Annotated in this window: 18 protein-coding genes; 6 read left to right on the forward strand and 12 right to left on the reverse strand. The window is 68.1% G+C overall.

Annotation, left to right across the window (positions count from 1 at the left end):
• The gene (gene lhpI, locus V6M56_RS01985) at positions 1 to 945 is read left to right on the forward strand and encodes a bifunctional Delta(1)-pyrroline-2-carboxylate/Delta(1)-piperideine-2-carboxylate reductase (RefSeq protein ID WP_332680895.1); all 945 of its coding nucleotides are present in this window, start codon (positions 1 to 3) and stop codon (positions 943 to 945) included.
• A gap of 50 nt (positions 946 to 995) precedes the next feature.
• Here the strand turns inward: lhpI and V6M56_RS01990 are convergent, their stop codons facing one another.
• The gene (locus tag V6M56_RS01990; RefSeq protein ID WP_332680896.1) at positions 996 to 1,169 is read right to left on the reverse strand and encodes a DUF3309 family protein; all 174 of its coding nucleotides are present in this window, start codon (positions 1,167 to 1,169) and stop codon (positions 996 to 998) included.
• 144 nt (positions 1,170 to 1,313) lie between these two features.
• Between V6M56_RS01990 and mepA the strand changes: the two genes are divergently transcribed.
• Together mepA and V6M56_RS02000 are read left to right on the forward strand one after the other, a co-directional pair.
• Entirely contained in the window at positions 1,314 to 2,258 is a 945-nt protein-coding gene (mepA, locus tag V6M56_RS01995) for a penicillin-insensitive murein endopeptidase (RefSeq protein ID WP_332680897.1), read from the forward strand.
• A 147-nt stretch (positions 2,259 to 2,405) separates the two neighbouring features.
• Positions 2,406 to 3,104 carry an alpha/beta hydrolase gene (locus tag V6M56_RS02000; RefSeq protein WP_332680898.1) on the forward strand — a complete coding sequence of 233 codons (699 nt, stop codon included), beginning with the start codon at positions 2,406 to 2,408 and terminating at the stop codon, positions 3,102 to 3,104.
• A 34-nt stretch (positions 3,105 to 3,138) separates the two neighbouring features.
• Here V6M56_RS02000 and V6M56_RS02005 read toward each other — a convergent pair whose 3' ends face one another.
• A complete protein-coding gene (locus tag V6M56_RS02005) occupies positions 3,139 to 4,239 on the reverse strand; it encodes an extensin-like domain-containing protein (protein ID WP_332680899.1) in 1,101 nt (366 codons plus the stop codon).
• A 330-nt stretch (positions 4,240 to 4,569) separates the two neighbouring features.
• Between V6M56_RS02005 and V6M56_RS02010 the strand changes: the two genes are divergently transcribed.
• Positions 4,570 to 5,274 carry a glutathione S-transferase N-terminal domain-containing protein gene (locus tag V6M56_RS02010; protein ID WP_332680900.1) on the forward strand — a complete coding sequence of 235 codons (705 nt, stop codon included), beginning with the start codon at positions 4,570 to 4,572 and terminating at the stop codon, positions 5,272 to 5,274.
• 100 nt (positions 5,275 to 5,374) lie between these two features.
• On the opposite strand, the gene V6M56_RS02015 is transcribed toward V6M56_RS02010, so the two are convergent.
• Positions 5,375 to 6,010: an invasion associated locus B family protein gene (locus tag V6M56_RS02015; RefSeq protein WP_332680901.1), complete on the reverse strand. Its 636-nt coding sequence runs from the start codon at positions 6,008 to 6,010 to the stop codon at positions 5,375 to 5,377.
• Positions 6,011 to 6,527: 517 nt separating this feature from the next.
• Between V6M56_RS02015 and V6M56_RS02020 the strand changes: the two genes are divergently transcribed.
• Complete coding sequence (locus tag V6M56_RS02020) at positions 6,528 to 7,004, forward strand: hypothetical protein (protein WP_332680902.1); 477 nt, start codon at positions 6,528 to 6,530, stop codon at positions 7,002 to 7,004.
• Between the two features lie 22 nt (positions 7,005 to 7,026).
• On the opposite strand, the gene V6M56_RS02025 is transcribed toward V6M56_RS02020, so the two are convergent.
• The 9 genes from V6M56_RS02025 to V6M56_RS02065 form a co-directional block, all read right to left on the reverse strand.
• Positions 7,027 to 8,001 carry a M14 family metallopeptidase gene (locus V6M56_RS02025; protein WP_332680903.1) on the reverse strand — a complete coding sequence of 325 codons (975 nt, stop codon included), beginning with the start codon at positions 7,999 to 8,001 and terminating at the stop codon, positions 7,027 to 7,029.
• Positions 8,002 to 8,033: 32 nt separating this feature from the next.
• Positions 8,034 to 9,035, reverse strand: a complete 1,002-nt coding sequence (locus V6M56_RS02030; RefSeq protein WP_332680904.1) for an ABC transporter ATP-binding protein — start codon at positions 9,033 to 9,035, stop codon at positions 8,034 to 8,036.
• Positions 9,028 to 10,008 (reverse strand): ABC transporter ATP-binding protein, encoded by a 981-nt coding sequence (locus tag V6M56_RS02035; protein WP_332680905.1) that lies wholly within the window; start codon positions 10,006 to 10,008, stop codon positions 9,028 to 9,030. Before V6M56_RS02035 ends, V6M56_RS02030 begins: the two co-directional genes overlap by 8 nt.
• On the reverse strand, positions 10,005 to 10,826 hold the full coding sequence (locus V6M56_RS02040) for an ABC transporter permease (RefSeq protein ID WP_332680906.1): 822 nt from the start codon (positions 10,824 to 10,826) through the stop codon (positions 10,005 to 10,007). Before V6M56_RS02040 ends, V6M56_RS02035 begins: the two co-directional genes overlap by 4 nt.
• A gap of 8 nt (positions 10,827 to 10,834) precedes the next feature.
• Positions 10,835 to 11,770 carry an ABC transporter permease gene (locus V6M56_RS02045; protein WP_332680907.1) on the reverse strand — a complete coding sequence of 312 codons (936 nt, stop codon included), beginning with the start codon at positions 11,768 to 11,770 and terminating at the stop codon, positions 10,835 to 10,837.
• Between the two features lie 180 nt (positions 11,771 to 11,950).
• The gene (locus V6M56_RS02050) at positions 11,951 to 13,540 is read right to left on the reverse strand and encodes an ABC transporter substrate-binding protein (protein ID WP_442881054.1); all 1,590 of its coding nucleotides are present in this window, start codon (positions 13,538 to 13,540) and stop codon (positions 11,951 to 11,953) included.
• 123 nt (positions 13,541 to 13,663) lie between these two features.
• Positions 13,664 to 15,295, reverse strand: a complete 1,632-nt coding sequence (locus tag V6M56_RS02055) for an amidohydrolase (protein ID WP_332680908.1) — start codon at positions 15,293 to 15,295, stop codon at positions 13,664 to 13,666.
• 87 nt (positions 15,296 to 15,382) lie between these two features.
• A complete protein-coding gene (locus tag V6M56_RS02060) occupies positions 15,383 to 16,870 on the reverse strand; it encodes a M81 family metallopeptidase (protein ID WP_332680909.1) in 1,488 nt (495 codons plus the stop codon).
• Between the two features lie 132 nt (positions 16,871 to 17,002).
• Complete coding sequence (locus V6M56_RS02065; protein WP_332680910.1) at positions 17,003 to 18,130, reverse strand: saccharopine dehydrogenase family protein; 1,128 nt, start codon at positions 18,128 to 18,130, stop codon at positions 17,003 to 17,005.
• A 116-nt stretch (positions 18,131 to 18,246) separates the two neighbouring features.
• Here V6M56_RS02065 and V6M56_RS02070 point away from each other — a divergent pair, with 116 nt between their 5' ends.
• Complete coding sequence (locus V6M56_RS02070; RefSeq protein WP_332680911.1) at positions 18,247 to 18,678, forward strand: Lrp/AsnC family transcriptional regulator; 432 nt, start codon at positions 18,247 to 18,249, stop codon at positions 18,676 to 18,678.
• The last annotated feature ends 69 nt before the right edge of the window (positions 18,679 to 18,747 follow it).

Here is an 18,747-nt window from a genome sequence, read left to right on the forward strand (position 1 = left end):
ATGCGTTTCTTCTCCGCGGCCGAGATCGACCGCCTCCTGACCTTTCCTGTCCTGGTCGATGCCTTGGCCGCAGCCTTCCGCGGCGATATCGTCACGCCGACCCGCCACCACCACGAGATCGCGCGGCCGGACGCGGCCGGGACCCTGCTGCTGATGCCGGCCTGGACCGGCCCGGAGGCGGCTTCCGCCTATCTCGGCACCAAGGTCGCCACCGTCTATCCGGGCAATGCGGCGATCGGCCTGCCGAGCGTGATGGGCACCTATCTGCTGATGGACGGCGTCAGCGGCGCCCCGCTCGCGGCGCTCGACGGCACCCGCCTGACGCTGTGGCGCACGGCGGCCGCCTCGGCGCTCGCGGCGCGGGCGCTCGAGCGGCCTCATGCCAAGCGGATGCTGATGGTCGGGGCCGGCGCGCTCTCGCCCTTCCTGGTCAAGGCGCATCGCAGCGTCGGCGATTTCGAGGACATCGCGATCTGGGCACGGCGGCCCGAGGCCGCGGCCGAGGTCGTGGCCGCGCTGGCGGCGGAAGGGATCGAGGCGCATGTCGCCGAGGATCTTGAGGCTGCGGCCCGCCAGGCCGACCTGATCTCCTGCGCCACCCTCTCGCGCGAGCCGATCGTCCAGGGCCGCTGGCTGAAGCGCACCGCCCATCTCGATCTCGTCGGCGCCTTCAACCTGTCGATGCGCGAGGCCGACGACGAGGCGCTGCAGCGCGCCCATGTCTTCATCGACACCGAGGCCGCCCTGCACGAGGGCGGCGACGTCGCCGTCGCGATCAAGGCGGGGACCTATGAGGCGAGCCGGGTCGCCGGCACCCTGGCGGGACTCTGCCGCGGCGAGCACGGTACCGATGCCGAGCGCGACGACGTCACCCTGTTCAAATCGGTCGGGACCGCGCTCGAGGACCTCGCCGCCGCGATGCTCGTCTGGAAGCTGGCGAACTGAGCCTGCGCGGCGGCCCGCTGGCCGCCGGCATAGGCCACGCTGCGTCAAGCTCAGACGCGAACCGGCGCACCGCCGAGGGCGCCGAGCAGCCAGAGCACGACGACGATCGCCAGGACCAGGCCGACGACGCCGCCGAGGCCGGCGCCGCCATAGCTGCGATGGCCGTAATATCCGCCGCCGCCGAGCAGGACGATCAGCAGTATGATGATCAGGAGGGTGGACATGGATCGCGCCTCTTCTTCGTCAGCGCCGCTGTCGCCGATCGACGGGCGCGCGCTGGAAGAACGTCAGGCGCGGGCTGGAAGTTCCGTGCCTGCTCGCCGCGTGGGTGCTTGACCTTTCGCCGCGGACCTTGCGAGTCTGCACGGATGTCGCTGCTTCGCCGTCTTGCCTGCCTGATTCTGTTCCCGGTCGTTCTGGCGGCGGGGCCGGCGCGGGCCCAGTCGACCTCCGAGGACGAGGCCAGGCGCCGCGCCGCCAACATCGCCGCCTTCCCCGATGCCGCCCGCGCGCATTTCGGTCAGCAGACCACGCCGGCGGCTGCGATGCGGGCGCGCGCCATCGGCTCCTATGCCCGCGGCTGCCTTGCCGGGGCTGCGGCCCTGCCGGTCGAGGGCGAGAGCTGGCAGGTGATGCGCCGCGCCCGCAACCGCAACTGGGGGCATCCCGAGCTGATCTCCTATCTGGAGGAGTTCGCGCGCGAGGTGCCCAGGCTCACCGGCTGGGCCGGCCTGCTAGTCGGCGACATCTCCCAGGTGCGCGGCGGGCCGATGCTGACCGGCCATGCCTCGCACCAGATCGGGCTCGACGCCGATATCTGGCTGACGCCGATGCCGAAGAAGCGCCTCGACGCCGATGATCGCGAGAACATGCCGGCGGTCAACATGGCTCGCTCCGACTGGCGCGACGTCGATCCGAAGAACTGGACGCCGGCACATACCCGTCTGATCAAGGCGGCCGCCAGCGAGCCGCGCGTCGAGCGCATCTTCGTCAACCCGGCGCTCAAGGTCGCGCTCTGTCGTGAGGCCGGCTCGGATCGGAGCTGGCTGAACAAGGTCAGGCCGATCTGGGGCCACAACTATCATTTCCACATCAGGATGAGCTGTCCGCCCGGCGTCGCAGGCTGTGCCGCCCAGGAGCCGCCGAATTTCGGCGATGGTTGCGGCGCGGAGCTCTCCGGCTGGATCGAGCGGCAATATCAGGCGATCTTCCACCCGCCCAAGCCGAAGCCGGGCCCGAAGCCGAAGCCCAAGCCGCCCATGTCGCTCGACGCGCTGCCGCAGGAATGCCGGCAGGTGCTGGTCTCGCGCTGAGGCCTGCCGGCTCTCGGCCGATATCACAACTGAAGATCGGGACCGAAGCCGGTGGCCGCCGTACCCTTGCCCGCATCGGGCCGGCCGGTGTGCAGCGACCGCGGTTTCGAATACCGTGGGCCATCAGCTGCTGACAGGGAGGAAACGATGAGCGTCAAGCCGACGATTGTCCTCGTTCATGGCTTCTGGGGCGGTTCAGCGCATTGGGGCAAGGTGATCCTGGAGCTGTCCCGCAAGGGCTATCCCGATCTTCGGGCCGTCGAAATGCCCCTGACCTCGCTTGCGGAGGATGCCGAGCGGACGCGCAAGATGGTGAAGCAGCAGGCGGGTCCGGTGCTGCTCGTCGGCCACTCCTATGGCGGCGCGGTCATCACCGAGGCCGGCGACCTGCCCAATGTGGTCGGGCTGGTCTACATCGCCGCCTTCGCGCCCGATGCCGGCGAGAGCCCGGGCGGGCTCAGCCAGGCGCTCCCGCCCGCGGCCTTCCCCAATCTGGCGCCGGATAGCGACGGCTATCTCTGGATCAAGTTCGACAAGTTCTGTGAGAGCTTTTGCCAGGACCTCGGCGCTGACGAGGCGTTGGTCATGGCGGTCGGCCAGAAGGCGCCACTGGCCAGCACATTCGGCGACAACGTCACGGCGCCGGCCTGGAAAAAGAAACCGGTCTGGTACCAGCTTTCCAGCCAGGACCGGATGATCGATCCGGAGAACCAGAAGCGCATGGCCGAGCGCATGAAGCCGCGCCGGATCGTCACGCTCGACGCCAGCCATGCCTCGCTCGCATCGCGGCCGGGCGAGGTCGCCGCGCTGATCGATGAGGCGGCTCTGGAGACCGCAAGGAACTGAGACCGGCGCGCTCCTCGACGCGTCACCGGCGACGCTATCGCCGGATCGAGCCCGTCTGCTGGCCGGGCCGGTAGGCGAAGGGATCGTTGCGCGGGTCGATCGGCGTCTCGCTCTCGCCTTGCTGCATCTCGTCGAGGACGCCATTGCCCTCGTCGTCGCCGAGGATCAGCTCCTCGGTCGGCGGCACCGCGCCGGGCAGCATCAGCGGCCCGTGCCGTTCGCTCGGCGTCGGCTCCGGCCGGTAGGGCTGCGGCGGCGTGTTGTAGCGCGGCGCACCAAGGCCGGGGCTCGCCATCGCATAGGTGCCATTGCCGATGCCGCCCGGTGGGCGCAGGCCGCCCGGCGCCGGGCGCGGCTGCGTCGCCAGTTGCGCCGGCAGGCCCTCATGCCGCGGTTGCGGGAGCGGCGGCGCCATGGCGACGCTGCGCGCCGGGTCGGGCGGGGCGAGATCGTAGTTCGGCGTGTACTTGATCACCGGCTTGCAGATGTGCCGGCCCTTGGAATGACGCGCCAGGTCGATGTGGAAATGGTCGTAATGGAAGGCGTCGGCCCCGGGCCCGAGCACCGTCGAGAAATGCTGGCAGGCGCCGACGAAGACCTCGCGCAGGAAGTTCTGCTCCTCGGGCGAGCCGCGCCAGCCATCCTTGACGGTGATGTTGCGGCCGTCGTTCAGCCGGAAGGAGAACACGTCGACGGCATTGCCGAAGGCGTGCTCGGAGGTGCGGCGCGTGCCGGAGCCGTTGTTCATGGCGCGGCAGGAATAGGAGCCGGCCCGCATCTCGATCACCTGGGCGCCGAGCACGTTCTGCGCGGCCGGCTGGACCACCTCCGCCAGCCATTTGTCGGTGGTCGCGACGACGGGGCAGGCGAGGGTGGCGTTGCTGGTCAGCCCGATGCCGCCATTGCTGAAGGCCGAGACCTTGAGCGGCTTCTCCATGCCGCAGGTGCCGGGGCCGTCGATCGGCTTCTCGCGCAGGCTGACATAGGAGGAGAGCGGAACCTGGCGGGAAGCCAGGCACTGGGCTTCCGCCTGGTCGCGCCAGGCGGCGCGCTGCGGCTTCTGGAACTTGCCGCAGCCGGCAAGGCCGACGCCGATGGCGCCAAGTGCGAGGAGGGCGAGGTGAACGCGACGCATGACCATTCAAATGCGAGGCGTTCGGTGAACGGTTTATTGACCGGCTGCGGCCGGGAAGCCACGGAGGGGTTAAGTTTGCCGATGGCCTTAAGCGCTGGTTAACGCGCAGCTCGCGGCTTTCCCTCGCGCCGCGCCCGGCTCTTGAACGGCCGGGCCGGCCCGGTTTCATCGTTGCGCAGATCAATTGGCGTCGCTGCAAATCGCCGGCGGTTGCGGCGCTTCGGCGGCGGCACCAAGTTAGCGCCAGCGTCGCGGCTGCCGCATGCGGCGTCCTGCCCAAGCGGCGAAGCCGGCGTGCCGGCCCGCCCGCCATCCTAGGATTCCCCCCCGATGCCTGATCTGTCCGCTTTCCCGATCACCTTGCGCTGGCCGGCGCAGCATCCCGACCGCTTGCAGCTCTATTCCCTGCCGACGCCGAACGGCGTCAAGGTCTCGATCATGCTGGAGGAGATCGGCCTGCCCTACGAGCCGCACACCATCGACATCGGCAAGAACGAGACCTGGACGCCGGAATTCCTCTCGCTCAATCCCAACGGCAAGATCCCGTCGATCCTCGATCCCGACGGTCCGGGCGGCAAGCCGCTGGCGCTGTTCGAATCCGGCGCCATCCTGGTCTATCTGGCGGAGAAGACCGGCAAGCTCCTGCCCAAGGACCCGGCGCAGCGCTACGAGACGCTGCAATGGGTCTTCTTCCAGATGGCGGCGATCGGGCCGATGTTCGGCCAGCTCGGCTTCTTCCACAAATTCGCGGGGCGCGAATACGAGGACAAGCGCCCGCGCGACCGCTACGCCAATGAGAGCAAGCGCCTGCTCGGCGTGCTCGAGACCAGGCTCGCCGGCCGCGACTGGCTGATGGGAAGCGAATACAGCATCGCCGACGTCGCGACGCTCGGCTGGGTCCGCAACCTCGTCGGCTTCTACGGCGCCGGCGAACTGGTCGAATACGACAGGCTGAAGCTCGTCCCGGCCTGGCTCGAGCGCGGCCTCGCGCGCCCCGCCGTGCAGCGCGGGCTGGTCATTCCCGCGCGTCCCTGAGCATCGGGCATCTGCCGTCCTGGCTTAAGAAACGCACTGTCGTCCCGGGCCTGTCCGGGATGACGGCGGGTTCCGGGCGGAGGCAGTGAGCTCTCTCCCCTTAGCGGGCGAGCTGGCTGATCCGGTCGAGCGCCGGGCCGAAGCCGTTCAGGGCGATGTTGAAGCTGACGACCTCGCCGCTGGAGAGGTTGAGTGCCGCGGCGGTCAACGTCTTGCCGCCCTTCATCGCCGCGGTCGCCATCGTCGGGAAGGAGATCGGCAGCAGGCAGCCGGAGGGCACGCAGGTCGAGAAGCGCAGGCCCTGGCCGAGATCCTTGTCGTCGAGCTTGAGTACCGCGCCATTGTCGAGCTTGACGCCGAACGGCATCAGGATCGTGCCTTCGGCCTTGCCATCCCTGGGCGCGCGCAATTCGATCGCGAAGACGCGCTGATTGGTCCGGTTGTCGCCTTGCGACTGCGTCAGCACGCAGAGCTTCTGCCCATCGGCGATCCGGCAGTCGACGGTCCAGTCGCCATAGACCTCGTTGATCGCCGAGGCGCCGTTCGGCAGGCTCGCTGCCGCCGGCTTCGGCTGGCTCACCGCCGGGGCAGCCTGGGCCGTTGCCGGCCGCGGGGCAGGCCGGGCCAGGGGGCCGGCGGCCGGCTCGCGCTGGGCAAAAGCCGGGGTAACCGGCAGGCCGAGCACGAAGGAACCGGCAAGAGCGATGGCTGCAAGGGTCGATCTGGTTCTGAACATGATCTCGGGCTTTGTCTGGAATGCGGAGGAAAGTCCGGCCGCGTAAAGCGATCGCGTCGTTCTAGCGCAAAGAGCGAAGGTGTTCACTCGCGATAGTCTGGCCGCGAAGATAAAGAGGCGGGCTGTATTAGTTTTATACTGTAGTAATTTTAAACAAGTGGTCATTTCGACTGCCATTTCACCCTCACCTACCCTCGCGCTGACCGTTGACCTCGGCTTGCCGGCCGCAGCGCTATGGCCTCAGCACTCGTTTGAGAATTCGAGCCCTCATCCTGAGGAGTTGCGCAGCAGCGTCTCGAAGGATGCTCCAGATCGTTCCGGAACCTCCTGAAGCATCCTTCGAGACGCTATCCCTGCGGAATGGCTCCTCAGGATGAGAGCTGTGTGAAATCTCTGGCAGGTTCCTAGTGCCCGGGCCTGCGACATTCAGGCTGGGTGCGAGCGGCTCTGGCCGCTTGCCGGCGGGATCGGGAAAGGCAACATGCCGCCTCGTCTTTCCAGCCAGGTCAAGCCTTCGATGTCCGCTCGTCTCGCCCTTCTGCAGCTTGCTGCGATGCTGCTGGCCGGAGGTGCTGCCTTGGCCGGGAATGCCGCCATGCCGGCCGAGGTCGCCGCCGCGCGCGGCGCGATCCGTCAGGAATGCGGCGGCGAGGCCCGGTTCAAGCCGGGCTTCCAGCGCATTGCCGACCTCAATGGCGACGGGCGGCCCGACTATCTGCTCGACTATGGCGAGATGGAATGCGTCGGTGGCGACATCCCGAACCCGTTCTGCGGTTCGGCCGGCTGCACGCTCGATATCTTCGTCTCGACGGAGGACGGCTATCGCCAGGCCTATGGCGACATTGTCCGGGCCTGGTCGCTCGCGAACGCGCGCGGGCGGGCCGTGCTGCTGCTCGGGCTGCATGGCAGCGTTTGTGGGCGCGCCGGCTTCGAGACCTGCCGCAAGCGCCTGAGCTGGGACGGCGACCGGTTCGTCGCCTCGCGCGCCCGCTGAGCCGGCGGGCGGACGGCCTGCCTCAGGACGAGCTGCGCTGCCCGCTGCCCCGTTTGGCGGCGATGCCGAAATGGCAGATCGCCTCGCCGAGCTTCGGCGCCTTGTTGGGGAAGATGACGAAGCCGTCGCGCGGCGCGGTGACCGGCGCGCCGTCGGCGCGGCGTGCGATGATGGCGCCGGCCGGCACCGCGTCTCCGGTCCGCCACGGGCCTTCGGCGGCGTCGCCGGCCTGCTCGCAGAGCAGGATCTCGACCATCTCGATGACGTCGCGCAGCGCGGCGGCGGGCTTCGGCGCCTCGATCAGCTGCAGCTGCGCCAGCGTGTTGCGGATCGCGACATGGCCGATCTCGGCGGCCTGCGGGTCGTCATGCGTGCCGCATTCGAGCGTGACGGCATAGCCGCCGGCAAAGCGCATGAACTCGGTCGTGCCATAGCCCTCGGTGATCGAAAGCCGCGGCAGGTCGAGCCGCGCCCGGATCGCCAGCAGCTTGGTGTAGTTGTCGAGCCAGCCATGAATGCCGATGGCGACGCCGAGGCATGAGGCGAGCGCCGCCTCCTCATCCGCCCGCGCGAAGGGTTCGAGCTCGCCGCGATTGTCGTCCGGGCCGAAGAAGACGAAGGGTTCGCCCTCGCCGCGGAAGGAATGGATGTCGAGCAGCGCGTCGTGCTGGCGCAGCAGCGCGCAGAGATGGTTGCCGATCCGGTCCTCGTAATCGCTCGCCAGCGGCTTCTCGCGCAGGTCGCGGTTGAGGTTGCGGTCGCCCTCGCGCGTCTTCTGGCGCCAGGCCTTGGGGTTGGCGACCGGCACGAAGGTGACCTCGCCGCGCAGGATCTTCAGACTGCCGCTGCGGCAGTCCTCGATGGCGCGGCGGATGGCGGTGGGGCCACAGGGCTCGTTGCCATGCACGGCGCCGAGCACGATCAGCTTCGGGCCGGGCTTCAGCCCGGTGAAGCGGACGCTTTCGAGCGGGCCGTCGTCGAGGTCGGGCTTGGTCAAGGCATCTCTCTCGTCAGCTGGGAGGTGGTGTCTCAGGCCAGTTCCGCCGCGCGCAGGCAGCGCACGGCGTGCTCGGGCTCGAGCCGCTCGAGCTCCGGCGTCGGCGGCTGGCGGCAGATGTCGCGGACTTCCGGGCAGCGCGGATGGAAGCGGCAGCCGATCGGCGGCTCCAGCGGGTTCGGCAGCTCGCCGGAGATCTTGACGCCCGGCCGCTCGCCGAAGGGGTCGGGGATCGCTGCGATCAGGGCGCGAGTATAGGGGTGGCGCGGCTTGGTGAAGATCGTGTGCCAGTCGCCGGTCTCGACGATGCGGCCGAGATACATCACCGCGACCCGGTCGCTCATATGCTCGACCACGCCGAGATCATGGCTGATCATGATGTAGGAGAGCTCCATCGTCTCCTTCAGTTCGAGCAGCAGGTTGATGATCTGCGCCCGGATCGAGACGTCGAGCGCCGAGACCGGCTCGTCGAGCACGACGATCTTCGGCTTCAGGATCAGCGCCCGGGCGATGCCGATGCGCTGGCGCTGACCGCCGGAGAATTCGTGCGGGTAGCGCGCCGCCTGCTCCGGCCGCAGACCGACATGGCGCAGGATCTCGGCGATGCGGTCCTCGACCTCGGAATCGTTGCCGACGCCGTGCAGGCGCAAGGGCGCCTCCAGCGTCTTGCGCACGGTCTGACGCGGGTTGAGCGAGGAATACGGGTCCTGGAAGACCATCTGGACGATGCGGGCGCGCGCCTTGCGGTCGACGCCGGGGGCGGCGATGTCGACCCCGTCGAGCAGGACGCGGCCGCGCGTCGGGGCCTGCAGGCCGAGGATCGAGAGCGCCAGCGTCGACTTTCCGCAGCCGGATTCGCCGACCAGGCCGAGGCACTCGCCCTTGCGCAGATGAAGGTCGACGCCATCGACGGCGTGGACGGTGCGTCGCGCCCCGCCGAACAACCCGCCGCCGAGCGGGAAATGCACCGCGAGGTCCTCGACCTTGAGGATCAATTCCTCGACCTTGAGGGTCATGTCGTCGTTCTCAGGCATGGTGGTGGCACCTCACCCTGCCGCCGCGGGCGAGCGCGGTCTCTTCGGGGTCCTGCGCGATGCAGATCTCGGTTCGCGCCTGGCAGCGCGGGTTGAAACGGCAGCCCTCGGGGAAGGCGGTGACGGCGGGCACCACCCCGGCGATCTCCTTCAGCCGGCTGCGGCCATGGCTGGCGCGGGCGCCGAGCAGCGGCAGCGAGGCGACGAGCCCGCTGGTATAGGGATGGCTCGGGGTGCGGAAGACCTCCTGCGCCGCCCTTTCCTCGACCAGGCGGCCGGCATACATCACGCCGACGCGGGCGCACATATTGGCGATCAGGCCGAGATCATGGCTGATCATCAGCACGGCGGTGCCCTGGGCGGCGGAGAGATCGCGGATCAGCTCGAGGATCTCGGCCTGCACCGTGACGTCGAGCGCGGTCGTCGGCTCGTCGGCGAGCAGCAGGTCGGGCCGGCAGGCCAGCGCGATCGCGATCATCACGCGCTGGCGCATGCCGCCGGAGAGCTGGTGCGGATAATCCCTGACGCGCCGGTCCGGCGCCGGGACGCGGACATTGGCGAGTGCCTCGACGGCCTGGCGCTCGGCCTCGTGCCAGGTCGCGCCCTTGTGCAGCACGAACATCTCGGCGATCTGCCGGCCGACCGGCGAGAGCGGGTTCAGCGCCGTCATCGGTTCCTGGAAGATCATCGAGATCGCGTTGCCGCGCAGCTTGCGCATCTCGCCGTCGGAAAGGTCCTGGATCTCGCGGCCCTTGAACAGGATGCGGCCGCCGCCGAAGGCCAGCGGCCGGCGCAGCAGGCCGATCAGCGCCAGCGCCGTGATGCTCTTGCCGCAACCGGATTCGCCGACCAGGCCGAAGGTCTCGCCGCGGCCGATGGCGAAGGTGACGTCCTTGACCGCGCCGAAGCGGCGCTGGCCGACGATCAGGTCGAGCCGCAGGTTCTCGACTTGGAGAAGCGCGTCGCCGCTCATGCCGTCCGGGCCCGCGATTGCGGATCGAGGATGTCGCGCAGGCCGTCGCCGAGCAGGTTGAGGCCGAGCACGGTCATGAAGATGGCGAGCCCCGGGAAGATCGAGATCCAGGGCGCGGTGGTGATCTGGTCGCGGGCGTCCGACAGCATCGAGCCCCAGCTCGGGAAGGGCGGGCGGATGCCGAGGCCGAGGAAGGAGAGCGAGGCCTCGGCCAGCACGGCGCCGCCCATGCCGAGCGTGCCGATGACGATGATCGGTCCGAGGATGTTGGGCAGGATCTGCGTCAGCATGATGCGGATGTCGCCATAGCCCAGCACCCTGGCCGCCTGGACATAGCCCTGGCCCTTGAGTGAGAGCGCCGAGGCCCGCGCCAGCCGGCAGGTATAGGACCAGTTGGTCAGCCCGAGCGCGATCAGGAGGCTGGTCAGGCCGGGCGAGAGGATCGCCATGATCGCCAGCGCGAAGATCAACGAGGGGATGGCGAGCATCAGATTGGTCAGGCCGCTGACGAAATCGTCCCACCAGCCGCCCCAATAGGCGGCGGAGAGGCCGAGGCAGACGCCGATCACCGTGTTGATCAGCTGCGAGACGATGCCGACGGTCAGCGAGATGCGGGCGCCGTAGAGCACCCGGCTGTAGATGTCGCGGCCCTGCGCGTCGGTGCCGAACCAGAATTCGCCGCCGGGCGCGACTTCGGCGTTCATCAGGTTGGCGTCCATCACCGGGTCGGTATGGGCGAGGAAGGGGGCGAGCGCGCCGGCGACCACCACGGTCGCGAACAGCGCTCCCCCGATCAGGAGATTGGCTCTGAACTTCATCGCGGACCTCAGCTGTAGCGGATGCGGGGGTCGATGACCGCGGCCAACACGTCGACCAGCATGTTGACGACCAGGAAGAACAGCACGATCACCAGGATGCAGCCCTGGACCACGGGGATGTCGCGCAGGGAGACGCTGTCGACCAGCAGCGAGCCGAGGCCCGGCCAGGCGAACAGCTTCTCGATCACCACCGCCTGGCCGATTACCGAGCCGAATTGCAGGCCGACCGTGGTCAGCACGATGACGAGCGCGTTGCGGGCGAGGTGCCATTGCACGACGCGGCGCTCGCTCATGCCCTTGGCTCGGGCGGTGCGGACGAAGTCGGCGTTCATGATCTCGAGCACGGCGGCGCGGGTGGTGCGCGCCAGCAGCGCCAGCGGCGCGACGCCGAGCGCGACCGAGGGCAGGATCAGGTTGCGCAGGGCGCCGTCGCCATAGCCGAAGCTCGGCAGCCAGCCGAGCTGCAGCGCGAACAGGTACATCAGCATCAGGCCGAGCCAGAATTTCGGCAGCGACAGGCCCGAAACGGCGGTCACCATCGAGACGGTGTCGACGATGCCGCCGGGCCGCAAGGCGGCGAGGAAGCCGAGCGGCACGCCGATGGCGATGGCGAACATCATCGCGGCGAAGGCGAGCTGCATCGTCGGCCAGAGCCGCTCGCCGATCAGGTGCCAGACCGGCTGACGGGTCCGGAACGAGGTGCCGAGATCGAGCGTCGCGAGCTTGCCGACATAGGTCGCAAAGCGCGTCGCCAGCGGCTGGTCGAGGCCGAACTGCCGGTTCATCCGCTCGATCGACTCGGCATCGACCACGGAGCGGCCATCGGCCATCTGGGTCGAGGCGAAATTGCCGGGGATGACGCTGAACAGCAGGAAGATCAGGCCTGCGACCGCAAGCAGGATCGGGATCGCCTGCAACAGGCGCCGGAAGACGAATTGCAGCATGAAAGGCTCCTGGCGCCGAAATCCGGCGGCTGGAGCATGGCGCGACACGGCCGCAGGCGGCGCGTCGCTGGTGCCATGCTCCAGGGCGGTGGCGAGGACCGCGGCGACCGCCTTCGGGCGATCTCGTCCGAAGGCGCCGCGGTCTAGTCTCCGCCGGATCGGCGAGGGGGCACAGGCGGGCTATTTGGCCGCCGGCGAGGAGGCGTCGACCCAGAGCTCGTCATATTGCTGCAGGGCGAGCTCGGTCGAGTTCGGCTGCAGGCCCTTGAGCCAGGGCTGATAGGCCATCACCGCCTTGTTGTAGTTGAAGAACCAGACCGGCGCGTCTTCGTAGACGATGGCGTTGGCCTTCTTCAGCAGCTCGATGCGCTTGGCCGGTTCGTCGGTCGCCGCGGCTTCGTCGATCAGCTTGTCGACCGCCGGGTTCTTGTAGGTCGTGTAGTTGCAGGCGCTCTGCGGCGTCGCCGAATGGAAGCACTTCATCGCGGTCAGCGGGTCGGGCCCGGAGGTGTTCGACCAGATATAGGCCTGGTAGTCGCCCTTCGCGACGGTGCCGCCCAGTGCGGAGCCCTCGATCGGCTTGATCTTCACCTTGATGCCGACCTTGGCGAGCATCGGGATGACGGCCTCGACGATCGGCACGCCCCAGCTCTCGTTCGGCGTCGCCGTCCATTCGAACTCGAAGCCGTCCGGGTAGCCGGCCTCGGTCAGCAGCTTCTTGGCCTTCTCCTGGTCGAAGGCATAGGGCTTCATCTCCTTGTCATAGGCCGGCGAGGAGAGCGGCAGCCAGCCCGTCGCCCGATAGGCCTTGTCGCGCACCAGGCGCTTGATGATCAGGTCGGCGTCGATGGCGTGGTTGATCGCCTGGCGCACGCGCTTGTCGGCGAAGGGCTTGAAGTTCGGGTTCATGCCCATATTGCGGGTGAAGACCTCGGCGACCTCGAGGATGCCCTTCGAGAGCTGCGGATCGGCCTTGTAGGCGACATATTGCGTCGGCCCGAGCACCGAGACGTCGATCTCCTTGTTGCGGAAGGCGATGTCGCGCGCCGCCGCCTCGCCCATCGGCGAGATCACCAGCTTGTCGGCATAGGGCTTGCCTTCCTTGAAGTACTTCTCCCAGCGTTCCAGCACCATGCGCGAGCCGGGCACATGCTCGACGAACTTGAACGGGCCGAGGCCGATCGGCTTGTTGAAGAAGCCTTCGGCCTGCGCTTCCTTGGCCGGGTAGATCGCGGTCTGGCCGACATAGAGGAAGAAGCCGGGGTCGGTCTTCTCGACCAGCGTCATCTCGAGCGTGAAGTCGTCGATCTTCTTCAGGCCCGAAATCTCCTTGGCCTGGCCCTTCTCGACCTCGATTGCGCCCTTGATGCGGCGGATATGGCGCGCGCCCGGATAGCTCTTCGAGCCGTCCATCAGGCGCGTATAGGTCCAGATGATGTCGTCCGCCGTCATCTTGCGGCCATTGTGGAAGAGCGCGTCGTCGCGCAGCTTGAAGGTCCAGGTCAGCCCGTCGGCGGACTTGGTCACGCTCTTGGCGAGCTCCGGCACCGGCTTGTTGTTCGCCGCGTCCCAGCGATAGAGCGAGCGATGCAGCGCATAGGTGTAGATCTCGTCCTGGATCTGGTTCGAGACATGGCTGTCATTGCTGACGAAGGAAGCGGCATAGGGCGCCGTGAAGCGGATGGTGCCGCCGCGGCGCGGCTGTTCCTGCGCCTGGACGGTAAAGGCCGCGAGCGTCAATGCGGTCGTCAGAGCAAGTCTTTTCAACACGTGGAAACCTCCCAATATCCCGGTGAAACCCATTCGGCGGCGCCGTTGACCGGCGTCGGTATTCGTCCCGTCTGAAACCATAGCGGGCTTTTTCGCCCTGTCTGCCCCTTCCTTGGCACCCGTCTAGATTGCGGCGCCACTGCGCTCGAAGACGACCTTGCCGCCGCGGATGGCGAGGTCGCAGCGTGTGTCCTCGAGGATCTCCTTCGGCGCAGCGGCGAGCAGGTCGCGCGAGAACACGGCGATATCGGCGAGGAAGCCTGGCTTGAGCTTGCCCTTCACCGCCTCCTGCTTCTGCGAGAAGGCGCCGAACTCGGTATAGGCCTGCAGCGCCTCCTCGATCGAGACGCGCTGGCCCTCGTCCATCACCGTGCCGCGCCAAGTCTGGCGGGTCAGCATGGTGTGGAAGTTCGGGAACGGGTTCGGATCGCAGACCGGCGCGTCGCTGCCGGTCGCCGGCTTCAGGTTAAGGTCGAACCAGGTCCGGAACGGATAGCTCGGCAGGGCCCGCTCCTCGCCCAGCACCTTGATATAGGCGTCGCCGAAATCATGGACGAAGACCTGTTGCGGGCAGGGATAGATGCCGGCCTTGACCATCCGCGCATGCTGCTGCGGCGTCGAGAAGCCGCAATGCTCGACGCGGTGGCGCCGGTCCGGGTCGGGATGGGCTGCGAGCGCCTTCTCATAGGCGGTGATCAACTGCTCGATCGCGGCATCGCCGATGGCATGGCACGCGAGCTGGTAGCCCTTGGCATGGGCGTCCATGACCTGGCGTTCGAGCTCCTCGTCCGGGAGCATCTGCACGCCAGTCGTCCGGTCCTCGCCGAGATAGGGCTCGCTCATCCAGGCGGTGCGCCCGCCGGCCGAGCCGTCGAGGAAGATCTTGACGGCGCCGACCATCAGCATCTCGTCGCCGGTGCCGGAGATCAGGCCGGCCGCATGGCATTGCGGCACGATCGAGCGGCTCTCGTCGCCGAGCAGCGCCAGCCAGGTCCTGACCGGCAGGCGGCCCTCGCGCTTGGCTCTGTGATAGGCCGCGATCTCGCCGAAGCCGCCCTTCTGGCCGACGGCCGCGTCCATGCAGGAGGTGATGCCGAGCGAGAGCAGGTAGTTGCCGCCGCGCTCGATGCCGGCGACGAGGTCGTCCTCGCTCGGCGGCGGGATCACGGCGCTCACCCGGGCGCGGGCGTTCTCGGCGAGCAGGCCGGTGAGCTTGCCGTTCTGCTGCTCGATCAGCCCGCCGGGCGGGGTCGGCGAGGCCTCATTGATGCCGGCGAGTGCGAGCGCCTGCGAATTGCAGATCGAGATATGGCCGCAGGCCCGCACCAGCATCACCGGATTCTCCGGCGCGGCGCGGTCGAGCTCCTCGCGATACGGATGGCGGCCAGTGTCGAGCTTGGTCTGGTCGTAGCCGCGTGCCAGCACCCATTCGCCGGGCTTCAGCGTCGCCGCCCGCGTCGCGATCTGGCCGAGCAGCGCCTTCAGCGTCGGCGCGGCCGCCGGGCGGGCATCGACCCAGTCCATGGTCAGGCCGAGCGAGATCAGATGCAGATGGGAATCGTTGAGGCCCGGCGTCGCCAGCCGGCCGGCGAGGTCGATCACCTTCGTCTCCGGCCCGGTCAGGGCGGCGATCTCGGCTTCGCTGCCGGCGGCGAGGACCTTGTCGCCCCAGACCGCCAGCGCCTCGACGACGCCTTCCTCGCGACCGCACCAGATCGGCCCGCCGCGCAGCACGATATCGGCCTTGACGCTCATGCTCTGGTCCCCGTGGTCATCGTCTTCCTCCGTCGTCTTGTCGCCGCCGGCGCTTCGCGGCCGGTCGTCCGGAACGTTGAGCCTCGCTCAGATATCGTCCAGCGGGAAGATCGGGCGGCGCACCTTGCGGTAGGGCCGCTCCTTGAAATTGCGCGTCGAGAGCGCGCCGGTGTCGACTTCCAGCACCTCGCGTGCGATCGGCTCGAAGGCGGCGCGGAAATGCTGCATCGACTTGACGATCAGCGTCGATTTCCGCGTCGGATCGAGCCCGAGCGAGGTGAACTGGGCAAGATCGGTCGCCTGGCCGTTATGGGTGATGACGATAATCTCGACATCGTCGACGCGCAGCAGCGCCGAGAGCCCGTAATTGCGCCAAACGCCGCCGCCCATCGGACCGTAGCAGATGAAGTGCCCGTCGGTCAGCGCCACGACATGGGCGTCGAGCGCGAGCGGCCCGCCGCCGGTCGAGGGATCGACCTTGCCGCCGAGCTTCAGCTTCACCCGGTTGCCGACGCCGGCTTCCTGCGCGCTGAGCGCCGCATCGGGGTCGCGGATCGCATGGAAGCCGACATTCTTCAGCCCGGCGTCGAGCACGGCGCGCAGCAGGTTGGTGGCGTCGCCATAGGCGCCCGAGCCGGGATTATCGGAGTAATCGGAGATCAGCAGCGGCTTGCCGCCGGCTTCCGGCCCGAGCGTGCCTTCGCCGGTCTTGGCCTTCGCCATCGCCTCCTGCAGCGGGGTGAAATGGATCGAGGAGAAGCGCCTTTGCTCCCAGGCATAGTCCATCAGCTCCTCGGCGATGGCCTGCGCCTTGTCGCGGTCGTCGGCGGTGACCGCCACCGAGGGACCGATATCGTGCACGTCGGCCGAGGAGAAGCCGGCCTGGACGCTGACCACCAGCGCCTCGCCTGCCGCTTCCAGCGCGTCGCCGCGGTGCAGCAATTCCTTGAACGGCGGCGAGGTGGTGCGCCCGCCATCGAGCGCATAAAGGATCGGCCGGCGCGCGACCGCGACCCGCGGGCGGATCTCGCCCTGCATCGCCCGCTCCAGCAGCTCGGCGCCCTGCCAGGTCCGTTCATACTGGTCGATATGCGGATAGGTCCGGTAGGAGATCAGCGCATTGGCGCTGTCGGCCATCAGTTGCGTCAGGGTGGCATGCAGGTCGAGCACCGCGACCACCGGCACGTCCGGCCCGACTTTGGCGCGGATGCGCTTGAGCAACTCGCCCTCGCCATCGTCGGAGCTTTCCGTCGCCATTGCGCCATGCAGGTGCAGCAGCACGCCGTCGACGCCGATGCAGGCGGCAAGGATCATGCCGGCGAAGGCCTCGAAGGCGGCATCGGTGACGCGGCCCGAGGGGTTGGCGCCGGTCACCAGCGGATGCACCAGGCTCCAGCCGAACTTTTCCGCCGCCTCGAAGGCCGCGCCCATCGAGGTCCGCGTGCCCTGAAAGGCGGCCGGCACCTCGTTGTCGCGAAAGACGCCATGATGGCGGAACACGGCTTCGCCGGTGAGCTGAACACTGAACGTGTTCGTCTCATGCATGAATTCCGCGATCAGGACGCGTTTGGCCATTCCGGTTCGTTCCCCCTGGAACCATTTTTTTCGTTGTAGCGTGACTTCGGGCCGATGGCAGCCCGAAGTCGGTCATGTATCCCCAGCGTTGGTCCGCTTGCGGGCTTCAGGCGAATATGCTTGGCGCGCGGTTCAGGCCGCGCGGCTGGCGCGGGTCTCGCCGGGGTGATGGCCGAGATCCTCGGCGCGGGCATAGGCGCTGCCGAAACGGTTGGCGAGGAAGGCCTCGAAGCCGATATCCTCCTGCCGGATGAAGCCCTTCTGCGGCAGCTTGCCTTGCGCCAGCAGGTCGAGCGCCGCGCAGATGCCGGATGCGGTGGTGATCTGGATCGCGCTGCGCATCGTGCCGCCGACCACGCCGCTATAGACCTTGTTGGCATAGGTCTGCTGGGTCAGGCGGCCGTTCATCCGCCCACTCACCGTGACGAAGATCACGACGACGTCCTGCAAGGTGCTCGGCAGGGCCTTCTCGAAGATGTCCTTCAGCACGTCGCGGCGATCGGCGAGGCGCAAATCCTGCAGCAGCGCCTTCATGATCGCGCAATGGCCGGGATAGCGGATGGTGCGGTAGTTCAGCGTGCGCACCTTGCCGGCGAGCGTGTCGCAGAGCGTGCCGAGCCCGCCCGAGGTGTTGAAGGCCTCGTAGGTGACGCCGTCGAGCGAGAACTCCTCGCGCTCCTCCATCGCCGGGACGAGGATGCGCTCGCCGTTGACGATCGCCTCGCAGGGCTCGCAATACTCGTTGATGACCCCGTCCGTGCTCCAGGTCAGGTTGTAGTTCAGCGCATTGGACGGGTATTGCGGCAGGGCGCCGACCCTGAGCTTCAGGCTGTCGAGCGTCTCGAAGCCGCGCGCCAGATCGGCGGCGACGATCGAGATGAAGCCCGGCGCCAGGCCGCATTGCGGGATCAGCGCCGCCTTGGCGCTCGCCGCCAGCTCCTTCACCCGGCGCGTCGAGGCGACGTCCTCGGTCAGGTCGAGATAGTGCACGCCGAGCTCGGTGGCGGCTTCGGCGATGCGCGTCGTCAGATCATAGGGGGCGGCGCTGAGGACGGCGAACTGGCCGCCGAGCAGTTGCCGCAGCGCGGCCGGGTCGGTGATGTCGAGCTTGCGGGTCGAAAGTGCCGCGCCGGTTCGGATCGCGGCGAACTGCTCCTCCGAACGGTCGGCCACCGTGACCCGGTAATCCCCGGTCGCGGCCAGGAGGTCGGCGATGGTCGCGCCGATCTTGCCGGCGCCGATGACGGCCACGTTCTTCATGATGCTTCTCCTCGCCATTCCGGGAGCATGCTCGCCGACCGGCTCGTCAGATAGAAGAGGACATCGCGACGATTCATATGGGTTTTCTCGGCGATCTGCCGTAAGCTTTGCGCGCAATGCCGATTGATCACACTGATCGACAGCTTCTCATCCTGCTGACCGAGAACGCCCGCGCCCCGGTGGCGGAACTCGGTCGCAAGCTCGGCCTGTCGCGCACCACGGTGCAGAGCCGGATCGAGCGGCTCGAGCGCCGCGGCGTCATCGCCGGCTACACGGCGCGGCTGTCGGAGGATTACGAGAAGGGCCAGGTCAAGGCCCATATCCTGATCACGGCGGTGACCAAGCTCGCCGCCAGGGTCGAGGCGGAGCTGCGCCGCATTCCCGAGGTTCGGACGCTGCACTCGGTCAGCGGTCATTTCGACATGATCGCGGTCGTCGTGGCCCCGTCGATCGGCGAACTCGACGAGTTGATCGACCGGATCGGTGCGCTCGACGGCGTCGAGCGCACCATGTCCTCGATCATCCTCTCGACGAGGATCGAGCGGTAGGGCGGATCATCTCGCCGAACCGCGCCGTCATTGCGAGGAGCAAAGCGACGAAGCAATCCAGGAGGGCTT

This window comes from Allobosea sp. (assembly GCF_036675845.1).
In the GTDB taxonomy this organism is placed as follows: domain Bacteria; phylum Pseudomonadota; class Alphaproteobacteria; order Rhizobiales; family Beijerinckiaceae; genus Allobosea.